General features: G+C 59.6%; 18 protein-coding genes. 4 read left to right on the top strand and 14 right to left on the bottom strand.

From position 1 onward, the window contains the following. Positions 1 to 17: 17 nt before the first annotated feature. Positions 18 to 1,826, bottom strand: coding sequence for an SLC13 family permease (locus N5095_RS11935; protein ID WP_267623138.1), 1,809 nt, complete (start codon positions 1,824 to 1,826; stop codon positions 18 to 20). Between the two features lie 196 nt (positions 1,827 to 2,022). Further along, positions 2,023 to 2,439 carry a CBS domain-containing protein gene (locus N5095_RS11930; protein ID WP_267623106.1) on the bottom strand — a complete coding sequence of 139 codons (417 nt, stop codon included), beginning with the start codon at positions 2,437 to 2,439 and terminating at the stop codon, positions 2,023 to 2,025. 443 nt (positions 2,440 to 2,882) lie between these two features. Between N5095_RS11930 and N5095_RS11925 the strand changes: the two genes are divergently transcribed. Further along, the gene (locus tag N5095_RS11925; protein WP_267623105.1) at positions 2,883 to 3,077 is read left to right on the top strand and encodes a cold-shock protein; all 195 of its coding nucleotides are present in this window, start codon (positions 2,883 to 2,885) and stop codon (positions 3,075 to 3,077) included. 356 nt (positions 3,078 to 3,433) lie between these two features. On the opposite strand, the gene N5095_RS11920 is transcribed toward N5095_RS11925, so the two are convergent. From N5095_RS11920 to N5095_RS11895, 8 genes are all read right to left on the bottom strand, one after another. Continuing rightward, complete coding sequence (locus N5095_RS11920) at positions 3,434 to 4,774, bottom strand: hemolysin family protein (RefSeq protein ID WP_267623104.1); 1,341 nt, start codon at positions 4,772 to 4,774, stop codon at positions 3,434 to 3,436. Positions 4,775 to 5,109: 335 nt separating this feature from the next. Continuing rightward, positions 5,110 to 5,244 carry a heavy-metal-associated domain-containing protein gene (locus tag N5095_RS22565; RefSeq protein ID WP_390203097.1) on the bottom strand — a complete coding sequence of 45 codons (135 nt, stop codon included), beginning with the start codon at positions 5,242 to 5,244 and terminating at the stop codon, positions 5,110 to 5,112. Positions 5,245 to 5,322: 78 nt separating this feature from the next. After that, positions 5,323 to 5,463, bottom strand: coding sequence for a helix-turn-helix domain-containing protein (locus N5095_RS22560; RefSeq protein WP_390203111.1), 141 nt, complete (start codon positions 5,461 to 5,463; stop codon positions 5,323 to 5,325). Between the two features lie 12 nt (positions 5,464 to 5,475). Continuing rightward, positions 5,476 to 6,186, bottom strand: coding sequence for a transcriptional regulator (locus N5095_RS11915; protein WP_267623103.1), 711 nt, complete (start codon positions 6,184 to 6,186; stop codon positions 5,476 to 5,478). A gap of 86 nt (positions 6,187 to 6,272) precedes the next feature. After that, complete coding sequence (locus N5095_RS11910) at positions 6,273 to 6,701, bottom strand: DUF8025 family protein (protein WP_267623102.1); 429 nt, start codon at positions 6,699 to 6,701, stop codon at positions 6,273 to 6,275. Between the two features lie 49 nt (positions 6,702 to 6,750). Beyond that, positions 6,751 to 7,131, bottom strand: a complete 381-nt coding sequence (locus N5095_RS11905) for a hypothetical protein (protein ID WP_267623101.1) — start codon at positions 7,129 to 7,131, stop codon at positions 6,751 to 6,753. A gap of 102 nt (positions 7,132 to 7,233) precedes the next feature. Continuing rightward, a complete protein-coding gene (locus tag N5095_RS11900) occupies positions 7,234 to 7,422 on the bottom strand; it encodes a DUF8012 family protein (RefSeq protein ID WP_267623100.1) in 189 nt (62 codons plus the stop codon). A gap of 139 nt (positions 7,423 to 7,561) precedes the next feature. Continuing rightward, entirely contained in the window at positions 7,562 to 8,446 is an 885-nt protein-coding gene (locus N5095_RS11895; protein ID WP_267623099.1) for a biosurfactant protein 1, read from the bottom strand. A gap of 136 nt (positions 8,447 to 8,582) precedes the next feature. On the opposite strand from N5095_RS11895, the gene N5095_RS11890 reads away from it, so the two are divergent. Beyond that, positions 8,583 to 9,134, top strand: a complete 552-nt coding sequence (locus tag N5095_RS11890) for a DUF7342 family protein (protein ID WP_308203537.1) — start codon at positions 8,583 to 8,585, stop codon at positions 9,132 to 9,134. Between the two features lie 7 nt (positions 9,135 to 9,141). Here the strand turns inward: N5095_RS11890 and N5095_RS11885 are convergent, their stop codons facing one another. The 3 genes from N5095_RS11885 to N5095_RS11875 all read right to left on the bottom strand — a co-directional run bounded on the left by N5095_RS11885 (position 9,142) and on the right by N5095_RS11875 (position 11,109). Then, complete coding sequence (locus N5095_RS11885) at positions 9,142 to 9,594, bottom strand: toxin-antitoxin system TumE family protein (protein ID WP_267623097.1); 453 nt, start codon at positions 9,592 to 9,594, stop codon at positions 9,142 to 9,144. Beyond that, on the bottom strand, positions 9,591 to 10,103 hold the full coding sequence (locus tag N5095_RS11880; RefSeq protein WP_267623096.1) for a winged helix-turn-helix domain-containing protein: 513 nt from the start codon (positions 10,101 to 10,103) through the stop codon (positions 9,591 to 9,593). Before N5095_RS11880 ends, N5095_RS11885 begins: the two co-directional genes overlap by 4 nt. 79 nt (positions 10,104 to 10,182) lie before the next feature. After that, complete coding sequence (locus N5095_RS11875) at positions 10,183 to 11,109, bottom strand: transcription initiation factor IIB (protein ID WP_267623095.1); 927 nt, start codon at positions 11,107 to 11,109, stop codon at positions 10,183 to 10,185. A gap of 274 nt (positions 11,110 to 11,383) precedes the next feature. Here N5095_RS11875 and N5095_RS11870 point away from each other — a divergent pair, with 274 nt between their 5' ends. Together N5095_RS11870 and N5095_RS11865 are read left to right on the top strand one after the other, a co-directional pair. Continuing rightward, complete coding sequence (locus tag N5095_RS11870; protein ID WP_267623094.1) at positions 11,384 to 12,223, top strand: hypothetical protein; 840 nt, start codon at positions 11,384 to 11,386, stop codon at positions 12,221 to 12,223. Then, entirely contained in the window at positions 12,220 to 13,476 is a 1,257-nt protein-coding gene (locus N5095_RS11865) for a DsbA family protein (RefSeq protein WP_267623093.1), read from the top strand. The genes N5095_RS11870 and N5095_RS11865 overlap by 4 nt, the downstream gene beginning before the upstream one ends. Before the next feature lie 153 nt (positions 13,477 to 13,629). Here the strand turns inward: N5095_RS11865 and N5095_RS11860 are convergent, their stop codons facing one another. Next, positions 13,630 to 14,529: a DNA-binding protein gene (locus N5095_RS11860; protein WP_267623092.1), complete on the bottom strand. Its 900-nt coding sequence runs from the start codon at positions 14,527 to 14,529 to the stop codon at positions 13,630 to 13,632. Positions 14,530 to 14,769 lie beyond the last annotated feature (240 nt).

Raw genomic sequence — 14,769 nt, 5'->3', positions numbered from 1 at the left:
GAGATATAACACAGAGATCAGACACGGACACCCCAGAAGAACGCAATTCCGAGGGTTGTTACGACCGACAGGAGCAACTGTAACGGCGCACCAACGCGGATGAAGTCTGAGAACGTGTAGCCACCGGGCCCGTAGACGAAGAGGTTCGTCTGGTAGCCGACCGGCGTCATGAACGCCGTCGAGGCGGCGAATGTCACGGCGAGGACGAACGCGAACGCGTTCGCACCGATCGACTGGGCCGCGCTGGCCGCGACGGGAATCATCAACACGACGCTTGCGTTGTTACTGATGACGCTCGTCAACAGCCCGGTCGCGAGATAGAACACCCACAGAACACCGATCGCCGGCAAGAATGTCGCCGTCGAGGCGACAGCGTCTCCCAGAAGGGCAGCGGCCCCCGTCTGCTGGAGCGCAATCCCGAGGGGGATGACGCCGGCGAGCAGGAAGATCACGTTCCACTCGACGGACGAGTAGAGTTCGGTCGGTTTCAGAACCCCGGTGAAGACCATCGCCACGACCCCTGCTAACGCAGAGACGACGATCGGCAGGATGTTCAGTGCCGGGAGCGCGACGACGCCGGCGATGATTCCGACCGCAAACGGAATCTTGTCGCTCCGATAGGTCACCTCGTCGAACTCGTGGGCGACGATGAAGTCCTGGTTCTCGACGAGGCGAGTGAGACTGTCGGGCGGTGCCTGCATCAGGAGCGTGTCACCGACCCGGATACGGATGTCCTCGAACCGGTCCCGGACGACGTCACCCCGGGTTCTGAAGGCGAGGACGTTCGCGTCGTAGCGCTGTCGGAACGACGAACTTGAAAGCGTCTCACCGACGAGGAACGACCCCGACGGGACGACGACTTCGACGAGCACGGGTTCTTCGTCCTCAGGATGCAGATCGTCTTCAGTTCGGGGGCCACCCGTCAAGGTGAGGCCTTCTGCGTCCATGATGTGTTCGAGCGTCTCCCGATTCGTCCTGAGCCGAAGCGTGTCGTTCTCGCGGATCTCCTTGCGAGCGAGCGGTTCCGAAAAGCGCTCACCGTATCGGATCAGCTGTAACACGTCGATATCGAGTTCGTCGTCCCCCAGTGCCTCCTCGACCGTCTGCCCGACCAAGGACGAGTTCGCTGGAACAGCGACGTCTGCGAGGTATTCTTGGAGGGCGTACTCCTCGACGAGGTCCTCGTCAGCGGGAATCCGTTCGGGGAGCAATCGAACGCCGACCGTCATCAGATAGAGAGAGCCGACCGCGAACACGACGAGACCGAGTTTGGTGAACTCGAACATCCCGAATGCGTGTAGACCCAGCTCGGGAGACTCCGCCCCGAGTTGGGCTGCGATATCGCTCGCGAGGATGTTCGTCGACGTCCCGATGAGTGTCAACGTGCCGCCGAGCATCGAGGCGAACGACAACGGCATCAGCAATTTCGACGGTGAGGTCTTCCCGTTGTGTGCGAGATCGTTGATCACCGGGACCAAGATTGCGACGACCGGCGTGTTGTTGATGAGTCCCGAGGTGGGGCCGGTGATGCCGATCGTCGCCGCGAGTTGCTTGCGTCGGTTGGCTCCCGCGAACGCGGCCATCTTCCGACCGAGCAGCTGGACGATGCCGGTTCGGTTGATTCCGGTACTCAGGATGAGCATCGCCAGGACGGTGATTGTGGCTGGATTGGCGAAGCCAGAGATTCCCTCACGCGGGGAGATTTGTGTCCAGGGCTCGAATATGATCAACAGCACCATCACCAGAATCGCGGTGACGTCGATGGGGAACCACTCAGTGGCGAACAACACGAGTGCGAGAAGGATAACTGCAAAAACGACGAGCATCTCGGCCGTTACGGACGGGAGGCCGAGGGCCAGGACTGCCAACGAAACGATAGAGAAGGGCACACCAAATAGAGACGCTGACGCGGGAAAAGGACTGGTATGTACACCAGCTGGTTATTGAGCGTGACAAGCCGTCGAGACGGGGTGACTGCCAGTTCGAGAATTCCAACAGATGCGTTGTGCGCTCCGAAGATAGTTACTCGTTGGTCGCATCGTTCGGACCCGGTTCCTCTCCGCGAGAAATGTACGCCGCCAAGTCTGTTGTTGTGATAACACCGATGACATCCCCGTTATCGAGAACCGGGACGTGATGGAAGCCATATTCGAGCATCAAATCCGCGACACTACGAATGGATTCGTTCGCGGTAGTTGTGGTAACGTCTGTACTCATCGATGCTCCGACAGTCGCGTCCGGGTCGGGGTCTCCGTCCGCGATGACTCTAATGAAATCAGTTGCTGTGAGAATGCCTTCGAGTTGACCGTCGTCGTCAACGATGATGACCGAGCCAATACCGTGTTCGAGCATCAGTCTTCCAGCATTCCGAAGTGACGTGTCGGTACCTACGGTGTGGACTGGCGAAGACATGAGGCTCCCGACGAAAACATCGTCCATCTAGGAACAGAGCGGATGTCTGGGGATAAGAGTTCGCACCGCAGTACGGATCAGGTGGCTGAACGCTCTATAGAGCTTCAAGGCGATTGCCTCGGAGTCGTTCGAGAGCGCAACGCTCGCTCATGATGAGGAGACTGCGGAGCCATCTCGAACCAGTAGCTCCCAAGACAGTTCGCAGAAGACAGTTCCGACGAACACTCTGATCGAACGGCAGTCGATACCCAGAGAGTGAGCAAGCACCTGAACAGCACAAAAGAGAAAGTATGACTTATTCAGAAGCCCCGGAGCGTTCTGTCGAACAAGGCGATTTTTCTCCTGCGAACCACCCATGTGGCCATCCATGCCCCCAATTGTTCATTTTGTGGATATTTGTCCAAAAATATTTCGGATAGTAAGACGAGTACGGAAGTCTTAACCGTGGGTGCGGTCTGGTTTTAGTTGCAATGGCAAACGGTAAGGTTGATTTCTTCAACGACACTGGCGGCTACGGTTTCATCACGACTGACGACTCTGACGACGACGTATTCTTCCACATGGAGGACGTTGGCGGTGAAGATCTGACGGAAGGAACCGAGATCGACTTCGATATCGAACAGGCCCCCAAGGGCCCCCGCGCGACGAACGTCGTTCGCGCCTAATTCAAGGTTCACGTCGTCGCCAAACGGGCGACACTGTAACTTTGTTCCATTTCTGAGCCAGTTCCATCCGGAGTACTAGCAAACAGACTACGAGACTGCTGAGAGAACCCTACTTGGTTTGAGGCAGTACGCCCAGTTCCCGAAACACGAAGACAGAGACTTCAGATTTCGAGTTCCGATAGAATCGTCTTCTGGCGCGAGCCGGCTTCGGGACGTGGAAAGCTGTTGAGCGGGCATAGTGGGTTAATATAGTAGGGATCGAACGGCGATAATCCGGCCTGCAGTAATTAATCTGACAATCCGAATCGCGGCTCTTGGACCGCGCTGGGCTCGTTTTCATTTCCGTTTCGAATTGACTACTCATTGTCCGTCTCTTCACCTGTCTCAGCTTCGTGAATCACGAGCCGTTCGATTCGAGCGTCATCGACGGCCTCGACCCGAAGGACGTATCCGTTCTGTTGGATCTGATCGCCTACTTCGGGAACTCTGCCGAGACGGCTGAAGACCAGCCCACCGATCGTTTCGACATCGTCGCTCTCCAATCGCGTGTCGAGGCGGTCGTTCACTTCCTGAACGGGTACCCCTCCGTCGACGACGTACGCTCCGTCGTTTCTCTTCTCGATCGAAGGCTCCTGGGCTCCTGTATCGAACTCGTCCTGGATGTCGCCCACGATCTCCTCGAGGATATCCTCGATGGTCACGATGCCCTCGAAGACACCCCACTCGTCGACGACGACGGCCATCTGGCCTTCCCCACGCGTCTGAAAGTCGGCGAGTATCGCGTCGATCCGACGCGTTTCCGGGACCGTGAGGACCGCTCGTGCGAGCTCACGCGCCGTGACCGTGCTGTCCGGGTCCGTTCCGGCTTCGCTCGCTCGCAGGATGTCTTTGGCGTGGACGAATCCAAGCGGTTGATTCCCGTCCTCGTCGAGCACGAGATAGCGCGTGTACGTCCCGGTAGCGGCAACCGACCGGAGTTCCGAGAGCGGCATTGAGGCAGTTACGGTCTCGACGTCCGGACGCGGAACCATGACCTCACGGGCGATCGTGTCGCCGAGTTCGAAGACGCTCTCGATCATCTCAACCTCGTCGAGGTCGATATGTCCCGTCTCCTCCGAGCGAGTGAGGATCATCCGAATCTCAGATTCGGTGTGGGTTTCCTCGCTCTCGGAGGCCGGGGAGACACCAGCGAGGCGGGTGAAATAGTTGGCCGTGCCGTTGAAGACGATGATACCGGGCACGAACACGTAGTAGAAGAACTTCATGAGTGGGGCGACGAGGAGCGCGACACGCGTGGCCTCCTGGATGGCGAACGTCTTCGGCGCGAGTTCGCCGAACACCACGTGGAGGAACGTGATGAAGCCGAATCCCAGGACGAACGCGACGAGGTGGACCGCTCCCGCAGGAAGAAACTGACCGAGAACGGGGTCGATGAGCGCTGCCACGGCCGGTTCACCGATCCAACCGAGACCAAGCGAGGAGAGCGTGATACCGAGTTGACTGACAGCCAGATAGTCATCCAGATTCTGGATGACCTCCTGGACGAGTGTTGCCCCCGGTTTGCCGCGTTCGACGAGTGCGTTAACCTGCGTAGGACGGACTTTGACGAACGCGAACTCCGCAGCGACGAAGACCCCGTTCATGATGACGAGAATGAAGGCGAGGAGCAGTCCGCCGAGAGAAATCAGATCTACCATAGTCAATTACGGACGCGAGGGCACTTGTAGGGATGGATACTGCACTAGTCTTCTGCGGTCAGCGTTTCCACGAATCGCGGGGGATCACGATGTCATTAGCGTCTGTACTATCCCTCCCTCCTCGCTCGCTCGGGGTGAGGGCTGTGAGATACACGAGAACGCCTACTGGGGCTTACAGACCAATCTGGGGCTGCGTGAGAACCTGGCCGGCCACGACGGCACTGCGTCTCAGTTGGTGATTCAATCCGATACCCTGCAGCGGTAATTCGCTTCTCAATGGCGTCGACGTCGGTGTCGTCTGGGTCGTAGGTGACAGTGACAGTTCCGTTCATCACCTATGGATCGACCTCGTGGATACCGTCGAGCGTCGAAACGCTGTTGGCGATTTTCTCCGGACACGACGGACAATCCATGTCCGGTACTGATAGCGAGATTTGCTGGGGGGTCCTCTGGTGGATCCGTTGGGCCACCCGAATCCTGAGTCATTACCTCTAGTAGTCATGCTGCGGGCAAAGCGGTACGGTTGCTGTGCAGCAACTTCCTCGGTGTCAGCCGTCCTCGTCAGTCGCAGTGTCGGAACGGCCTGCGTCGGCATAGGCCAGCGCAAGCTGTGACTCTGCGCGACGAAGTCGATAGGCGAATGTTGAACTTGGGATGCCGAGCCGGTCCGCGAACTCGTAGGCTTCGATCTCTCGTGGCGTTTAGTAGTACCCGGCGTCGACGGCAGCGCAAAGCGCGGCGTCCTGCTCAGGGGACAACGCTGGCTCCTGGTCGTCGATATCTCGCTCCGGCAAGGCAGGTGCATTCGTGATGCGACGAATTTCGACACCCGTCGTCTCGGCGATTTCGGCCGTGAGGTCGTCGTGGAAGGCGCTAAACTCGGGATTGCCTGGGACGATCACGCGCCACTCGTATCGTCGCTCTGTCCACGTCGTCTCGAAGATCAGCCCGTCACCGAAATGCTCGAGCGCGAGGTGGGGGATGGACATGCAGGAGGGCGTCCGCGTCCAGTAGGAGTAGATGACGAGCGTATCTCCGGATTCGTCGAGGACTTGGGTCTGCCAGTCCGCATCGCAGTCCCGTCGTGCGAGGCAATCCGGGTAGTAATCTCCGTCTGTGACTGCAGTGACGATGTCGTCGCGGACTGTTTCGGAGCCTGTAATGTGGTCGACGCGCCAGAGATGCTCCGCGGAGACGTGGCAGGACAGTGACTGGATACGAGTATCGGGTGCAGCGGAGAGGACGTCCGCGACGGCGTTCGTCCCGGGATCGTAGGCAAGTGTGAAAACGAACTCACGCATGACGAACCGTATGCTGCATGCTCGTAAGAACGTGCTGTCCAGGAACGACTCTCTCAAAATTGCATCAAGGAATACGAGAGCGAACATGCCAAACAGCAGCGCTACCAGCATCGCAAGGATATCCGTAGACGAGTTCGGAAATGTAATGTCCGTCGTTGAAGCAGGAAGTCCCGAGGCTTGACCCCCCCGGGGGAGGTTCACTTGGTTTGTTTGGTTTCTCTCTCGACGATGATCGTCAGATTCCCCGTTTCGTAGTCCGCCTCAAACGCAACTATGAATGCATCCGATTCGTAGGCGGCGTGATAGGCTCGATGGAGCTTGAGCGATCCGGTCGCCTTGAAGTGGAAGAACGCAGCCGACGTATAGGGCTTGCTCGCGGTCTCAACCTGCGCCTCGACCGACGCAGGGAGCGCGATCTGTGGCGTGTCGGTGTCGATACTCGCTGCGAACGCCTTCGCCTCCTCAACGGTCGCTTGCGAATGCGCTGGTGTCTCGCCAGTCAGCACGTTCACCGGCGTCTCTGTGTCGTCGGTGAACAGGACGTCTTCGAAGGTCTGTGTCCCGAGAACCGCGTCGGGGTCCAACTCGCAGTCGTGGAACGGATCGTCGGCTAGTTCCTCAGTCATGGAATCATGAGCCTACGAGGGCTCAGTCCTTCCAGCCCTCGAAAAACAGCTACCGGTCAATCGCCTCGAGGGACCCGAGGTCGGCGTGGAAGACCCCGCCGTCGCGAACGACGTACCGCTTCGCCAGGACCGGGAAGCGACATTTCGTGAACCCAGCTGTCTGGATGTCGAGTTCCTCGTCTGGCTCGAGATAGTCGGCAAGCATCCGGAGGAACTCGTGGGTCACGATGCCGCCGTCGTAGTCCGGCAGCCCGTTCTCTAAGGTTTCGTAGACCTCGAAATCATCGTAGCCCCAGATGGTGAGCTCGCCGTCTTCAGTGACCTCCCAGTTGAGCGTCCCGAAGCAGTGGCTCTCGCAGAGCTCGCGGACTGTCTGTGGATTCGATACGATTGCGCCGGTCGACGTCGTCGCAGCTTGGAGTGTTGCCATTGGTTGTACTCAAGGGCGCTTTCCTGCCCTCACACCCCTTCGGGGGGTGACAAACCCGGCGTGGAGAGACGTGGGATCGCTGTTTCGCGGCTGTGGATATCCTTAGGAGTCGACGGTGGCGTCAGTTTCTTCCGAAGCACCGGGTCGGGTGAGCAGTCCCACCTGTTCCAGAAGCGCCGTTGCTTCAGCGAGTCGTTTCCGGTTGGGGTCATCCAGTTGGTCGATATCGATGCTGTTGAGGTTACTCATAGCGCGATGCAGTCGATATCCAGGCGTGTCCCGTGGGTCCATAATGCGCGCCTCGCCGACTCCCGGCGCAGAAAAACAATGCAGGTACGCCGATGTCTCCCGCCGAAGCCAGCATCAGCTTTAACCAACGCCTTTCGTATGGGCATCCTTTGTTGGTTAAGACCCTATTCAACCGATTCTCCTATTCAGGGGCTGGCCCGTGACGAGGAGACTGACACACCTGACACTCCCACATCGGCTGCCCAGTCCAGTTCTCAGCTGGGACAGACTCGAACTCCTGGAACTGATGCACAGTCGTTCGGTCACAGCTGCGACAGTCAAGCCGCGTTTTCGAGGGAACGCTGGGGTGACGATTCTCGGACTGCACGTCGTCGACGGAACGCTGGAGTGCAATTGCAGGTACCAACCAGACGTCGTTCTCGGCGCTCTCAAGGAGACCTGTAAGCCGATCTCCGTCGCGAATGCTGTGACCCTCCTCGTCGTAGAGGAACGTCGTGTGCGCTTCTCCACGTGGCGCCTCGGTCGGCTCAGTCCAGGGAGTCCGCTCACGAGCCACCGCAAGGAGCCGGTCACCACGCTCAGAAGTCGCCCGTACGGCGTCAGGAAGGGAGGGCCACTCGTCGGTCAGTTGCGAGGCAGGCGCATCGTCGAAATCGTAGAGTAGCTGGCAGTTGTCGACGGCTGGATCCCTGTCGGGCTTCGCGAGGAGGGTCGCTGCCGCAGCGCCCTTCGCGAGGGCGTGATAGGCGGTCGATGCCTCGACGAGCAGCTGGACGACGTGAAGCAGTGTCCACTCGGTGTCAGCGGGCTCTTGGTTGTCGGTGGACGCTCCGAGGTGGTTCGTAAGGCAGAACCGGCACTTGGTCTGGCTGGCTCGAATCGATGCACCACAGGACTGGCACTCCGCGCCGATGTCCGGCGGTTCGTCGGGATAGCCTCCCGTGCTCGTCGCGACGCGTTGCCGCCGGGGGTCCCCGTCTAACCCCTCGTTGAGCATCTCGTCTGGAATGTGGGACGCCTCGCCGGTCGGCCGCAGTTCCTCGAAGTCAGAATATCGGTTGTACATCGATTGGCCCGTAGGTTCTGCCGGGATGGTATTTCAACGTCAGGGTGACCGTGCTCGCGACTACTTCTTGATTATCCGCGAAGATACAAACATATATGGGAGCTAGGCACGAACACTGTTGCAAGAGGTGCCCAGTGTGTCCGAGTCTCCGCGAGATGGGGTCCAGTCGTGGACCGAGTCGATGAGCGCCCGCGAACGCATTCGGGCGGTCGCCGAGACACTTCGCGAACCCCGATCAGTCAACTGGATCAGCGACCAGGCCGACGCCGCCTGGAGCACGACCAACGAGGAACTCCAGGCGCTCGTCGAGCAGGGGCAGCTGCGCCGCGTCGAGGCCGGCGAGACGACGCGCTACCAGCCGGACTACACGCGACTGCTGTTCGAGGAGATCCGCACGCTCATCGAGGAGAATACGCGCGAGGAGTTGCGGAACGAATTGGCCGCGATCACCGAGGAGATCGAGGAGTGGCAGGCGACCTACGACGTCGAGACGTGGGAGGAGCTCGAACAGTCGCTTGCTGATGGGGATCTCTCGAGTGGCGAGCTTAGCGAACGCCGCGACGTGATTACGCGCTGGGAACCGAACTTGGAAGATCGCCACCTCATCAAGCACGCACTAGCACTCTACTCGGATGTCGAAGCCGCTCGCGAACAGATGATTGACGTGGCTAACCGCGCTGTGCGCTAATCCCTTCTTACGGTGGGTTTGATGCGCTATTCAGCTGCTCAACGTCGTTGTCCTCGTACGCTGCGCGCCACATCGCGTGGACTGCACGAGTCACGAGTGAGACCTCGGTCACGTCGATACAGGACGGCTCGGCGGCTGTCGTGGCGGCGTAGGGCGGGGGATGAAAGTGGATCTCGGGAGAGTGTGTATTCGGGTGACGATCGAATCGCCAGTTGACGTCGTCGCTATCGACGTAATGAAACGAATACATCCCCAGTTCGCTCCACTGGATATCGAGCCGAGCGCTCTCGGCGTCGCCGAGCCCATCGCTGAGACTGATCTGTAGTTCTGTAGGAGCGACGACGTCATCGTACGACGTTGCGTCGACGAGCGGTTCGAGTTCGAGCCAGAGGTCACGAATCCGCTGGAGCGCCGGGAGATAGATCGGCCCGAATTCACCGGCTCGATCGGTATCGCTCATACAGCGAGCTGGTGACTGGCCTCGTCGTACGCGAGTGCAGCTTGGGCGACGGCGAGATTCTGCCGCGTCGTTCGCCACGCTGAGAGGTCGTCCCAGCCCTCTGTCTCGTCAGCGTCGAGTTGCTGGGCGAGTTCCTCCGGTGACACAACATCGTAGCGATCCTCGTAGCGACGGATCTCGGCTTTCATGTCCTTGATGCCCTCGAGCAACTCCGTCCGAGTCGCCTCGTCACGAAGCTCGCGGATCCGGGACATCAGAACTCGGTCGCTGTTTCGCTTGTACAGCGTTGTTTGGCCGTCTTGGTCCGTCTCGGCGAACCCAGTGTTCACGAGCGACTTGCAGTGCCGACGGGCCGTCGGCTCGCTCACGAGGGCGCGGTCGGCGATCTCGGCTGCCGACTGTCCCTCGTGGGTCTGTTCGATGATTTCGTATACCCGCTCAAACGGCGTGGTGTCGGCTTTCCAGTCGGCTTTGACCTGCTCGTTGATGTCATCCCACGTCTCGGTCATACTGGGTGCTACGCCCTCCAAGAACAAATAATTTCCTGAGAAAACTATTCAATCCCACAGTGCTTGTACAGGAACGTTGTCAGGCTACTTGCTCCTCTAAGGTATCTCGATGCGACCGGATGGTCGTTGCAGTGACGCTCGCCACCTCCGCGACGTCCGCCTGCGTCAGCCATCGTCCCTCTTCGCGACCCGCCTTGTACAGACAGGCGGCTGCGAACGCCGACGGTTTGACGCCCGATGCTGCTCCTGTCGATTCCGACTGTTCAGCCAATCTCCGGGCTCGCTGTCGGATGTCCGCTGGAACATCCAGTTCTGACGCGAGGTGGGGAATGAAATCGCTCGGTTGAACAGGCTGGGCCGGTAGTCCGAGTTCTGTATTCAACGTCTTGTACGCATTCGCGACTCTCGATTGTTCAACGCGTGCCGCGTCGACGACGTCGTCGAGTAACCGCGAGTGGCCGTTACAGCGACAGGCCCCGTAGACGCTTGCTGCCGCTATCGCCTCGATTGATCGCCCTCGAAGCAGGTCTTCGTTCTGAGCGCTCCGGAACAGCTGACACGCCTGGTCACGAACCGATTCCGCGAACTCGAGAACGCTCGCGATTCGCCGAACTTCACCCAACCCGTGTGCAAGGTTTCGCTCGGCCTTCGACTGGAATCGCCCGCGAGACTGCTCGCGGCGCATTCGAGCCACTCGACGTCGCTTCTGACCGGAGAGCTCGTTGCCGTTCGCATCGGTACTGCGACCGATCTCCGTTGACAATCCTCGGTCGTGCCGTGCTGCGGTGAGCGGCGCGCCTGTCCGTTCTCGTTCGTCCTCGTCGAAGGATCGCCACTCTGGACCGTGGTCGATTCGATTCTCGTCGACCACGAGTCCACAGTCCTCACAGACCGTTTCGACCGAGTTTGTAGTGACCCAGCCGTCACACTCGGGACACTGGTTGGCGCTTGACTCTGTCTGGATGTCTTCGTCGAAGCTAGTTTCGTAGATCTCTCTGGTAGCCATGATGTTCACGAGGGAGCGATGCGTTCTTCGGGACGCCCCTCAGCCACTCTGGGGCAAACAAACACCCAACGGTACGGCAATGACATGGTTGTTTGCTGTGGGCTGGCTTTCGGTAGTGACAATCCCGAGATTCGGATTCGAGGGTTTAGGGGCACCTAGATCCGCAAATTTCGAAGGTCAAATATCCTGAATGACCGAAATATATATGTCAGATTCTACCGTACTGACACCCGACTCCCGCCCAGAAACCATCCGGAGTCAGTGAACACCAGAGATGAGCACTTCCGCGACAAATATCCGATCCCGTAGAGGCCAGCAAACCCTTGCTGAGGCAGTTAACTTACGGCGCATACGGGAGCCGATACTCGGCGTCCACAAACGGTTTGAGCTTTCTGATGACGAGGCAGAACAGCAACTACGTGGCGATACTCGCCATTCCCACGTTGTCCTCAACTTTTCCGAGGTAGAGGAGGTGATCGAGCGTGATGGTAGCCTCGATGAGGTACTCGAAGAGTGGCACATCCCCATCGTTGTTGCCACCCAGGACGATGCAATCCTCGATACTCGGAGTTTTCAGGACGTGCTGAACGTTCTGTTTGTTCTTCCGCCAGCCATCTTCGTTCCGGACATCGTGTACAACTACGACACGATGCAGCCGAATGACCAAGTGAAGGCGATCAAGGCCTACGTCTTCCACGTCCGAGAACTCGAGCGCGCCATCGCCGAACACAACATCCCGGTCCGGCTTCTGCCAACCAACAAGGGATGGACCGTTCCCCATTTCGAACTGTACCGCGAACTTTACGAGGAGTGTGGGTATACGGAGATGGCGTTATACGGCGTCCAGTACAGCGGTGGTCGTGCCGGCAACGCAACCCGGCAGCTGCGACGCCATGCAACCTTCGCAATTCAGACCCTCAATCTGGAGAACGTCTTTGTCATCGGTCGATTGGGGCTGGATGAACTCCTCCGGTTCGATCCGAGGGTAAACGGTGCCTGCGGTCTGCGTCAACTCCAGACCGACGAGCGCTTCGCTGATGTCCAGCGGCGACTTCAGCGGGCGTTGTTTGCGAACAGCGATCATACACAGAGCAACCTGACCACCTTCCAATGATATTCATGGGTGTATACCGCGGCGATCGATCCGGATCGTCAGACGACGACACAGCAGAGCACGAGCCCGCTCCCGAGCAAACGAGTCTCGACGAGCACACCGAGACAACAGACGATGACGATGATGCAGCTGCTGCCGCAGCTGCAGCGGCTGGCGCGACTATCGCCGGTGCCGCGAGTGGTGTTGGTGCTGCCGGCGCAACAGCCGCCGGTGGTGCGGTGCCAACGGAGGTGCAGGACCCGGACGAGCCGGCAGACGACGAGAAGGAGCCGGTAGGAGATGGAGATGTGGCTGAGCCGTGTGGGGACGAAGAAGACGGCGAACCCGACGAAGATGCCACGGAGCCAGAGGCCGAACCACCGAGTGAGTACGAATCTCCCCAGGAGGAACCTCCGGAGCAGGACCAGCACCCGGATGACGTCGAGCACGAGGACCCGGACGTTGATACGGATAACGAGGGCGATGAGGAACCGGATGAAAGCGATGCGGATGAGGAGGACGAGAACGATGACGAAGACGATGAGGAAGAAGAGGAGTCAGTGACAGTCACGGTCACCGTCGACCCACTGAGTGCGATGTCGTGGGGGATTCAGCCCGTACTCAAGCGTGTCCAAGAACGGTACGACGTTGAACTTGAGTACGAGCTTGCACCCGTCCGTGAGTTCGACGACCCAGCCGTCATGGAAGGGGTGTGGGAGGACGGAACTGCACTCCACGGGATGCCGGTTGATTCCTCGCTGTGGACGGCCCAGTCTCCGCCCACCTCAACTGAACTGCTCAATTCGGCTGTCATTGCTGCGGCACGGCAAGGTGAGCAAGAGGCCTTCCTCCGCCGGCTCTGGATGCATGGGATTGCGGCGGGGCAGGATATGAATGAGGAGAGTGCCCTCGTGAATCTCGCGGATCAGGTCGGACTGGATGTAGCACAGTTTACGGAAGATGTGGAGACCGTGGAGGTTGAGACGGCAGCTAGTCAGCCCCAGGTTCCAGTGACAGAAGTCCCGATCAAGGGGCACACCCAGACGTGGCAAGGGTATGTCCAATATGTGGATTTCAAGCAGCAGTTCATCTTCGAGGGGCGTGAGGAGCAACCGCCGGGGCCGGTCTCCGACTTCGTTCGTGAGCATGGCCCGGTGGCCACAGAGGAGATCATGGAGGTCTATCAGTGGGATCGGGAGCGAGCGGTTGGGGAGCTCCAATCTTTCCCGGAAATCGAGCGGCAGACGATAGGGCGTGGCGAGTTCTGGGGGTAAGTCGCACTCTGAGGTTGGTTGTCAATTTCATAATTCTGTGGCAAGGTCGTGGCTGCGCGCGCAGCGACCGCAGGGAGCGAGCACGGAGCGGAGGGTGGGGCGGTGGGGTCTGGGTCGGTCTGGCCCACATAAAAAGAAGGCCGCGACGACAGCCTACGATTCCCACCACCGACCGCGCTCTGGGAAATGCACGGTCGTCCACCCGGTCAGAGCCACCGAGACGCGCCCGTTGTACCAGTTCTTCGCCGCTCCGTGAACTCGCACGCGCTCGCCCTCTTCGATCCAGGGTTGGTCACTCGCGACCCACGACGTCAGCTTCGTTTTCCCACTGTCGTCCTCGATAAGGCCGACTTGTTGAATGGCCGGCGAGTTGCTCTCCCAGAGCACGGTTACACGACCTTCGATGCTCACCTCTTTGCGATCGACGTCCTCGAGCATCCCGATGGGAACCACTTGCCCCGGCGCCGTCTGCAACTCCTCGAACACGCCGACGACCGCGCTCATCAGATCTTTCCCACCGACCACGGCTTCACCCAGCCGCCGACCAATCGCTGCTCGTGACCAGCCATCCAGCTTCTTCGCCAGCCGCATCGACTGCTTGTTCACCGCCGCCAACTGCTCCTGCGTGAGTTCTGCACGGGGATCATCTCGTTCCGGGTCAGCCATCGGATTCACGCTCGCCGCCCGCTTCTGGAACTCAGCACGCCGCTCAGCGCTCCGCTTCGCCGCGATGTCTCGCGTCCGCTTCTCCCGACCGTCTTGCGTCCCCAGCTCTGCCTGGGCACTGATGCGCTCCAGCTCTGCCTCCCGCGCCCGAATGCGCTCTTCCTGTTCGAGGGTCGCACCGTAGATCCGCTCGTCACTGGTGTCGACCATCCCGTCGGGGTGGTTCGCATCGACCTTTGCCTGCACCTCCATCTGCACTGTCGCCTGGAATTCCGGCGTCTCGTCGACGACCTCGAATCCGTCTTCGTCGACCTCTGCTTCGTCCGCTTTTTCGAATGCCTGTTCATCGACCGAAACTACTTCACTGGTAACGTTCTTACTTGACATTGCAGTCAAACTCCGAAGGCGCTCACTCGGCGTCTTCTTCCGACACCACGACTCTCCAGCCGTGGCTGTCCACAACGACCAACTCAACCATCTGCGCGCTCTCGCTCGCGCCTTCGCGAGCGCCCCTTGGGGCGCGAGCGAGAGCGCGCCCGAGGAGGTCAATTATCCAGCACCGCGCGCCGACCCGCCCGGAGCGAGCGGCCAGCTTTAAGCCGTTTCTCGCGTCCGGCCCGGACTGCG

The organism is Halobium salinum (assembly GCF_026586625.1).
GTDB classification, from domain to species: Archaea; Halobacteriota; Halobacteria; order Halobacteriales; family Haloferacaceae; genus Halobium; species Halobium salinum.
Note: the sequence above shows the minus strand (reverse complement) of the source record. Positions and strands in the feature narration are given on the sequence as shown.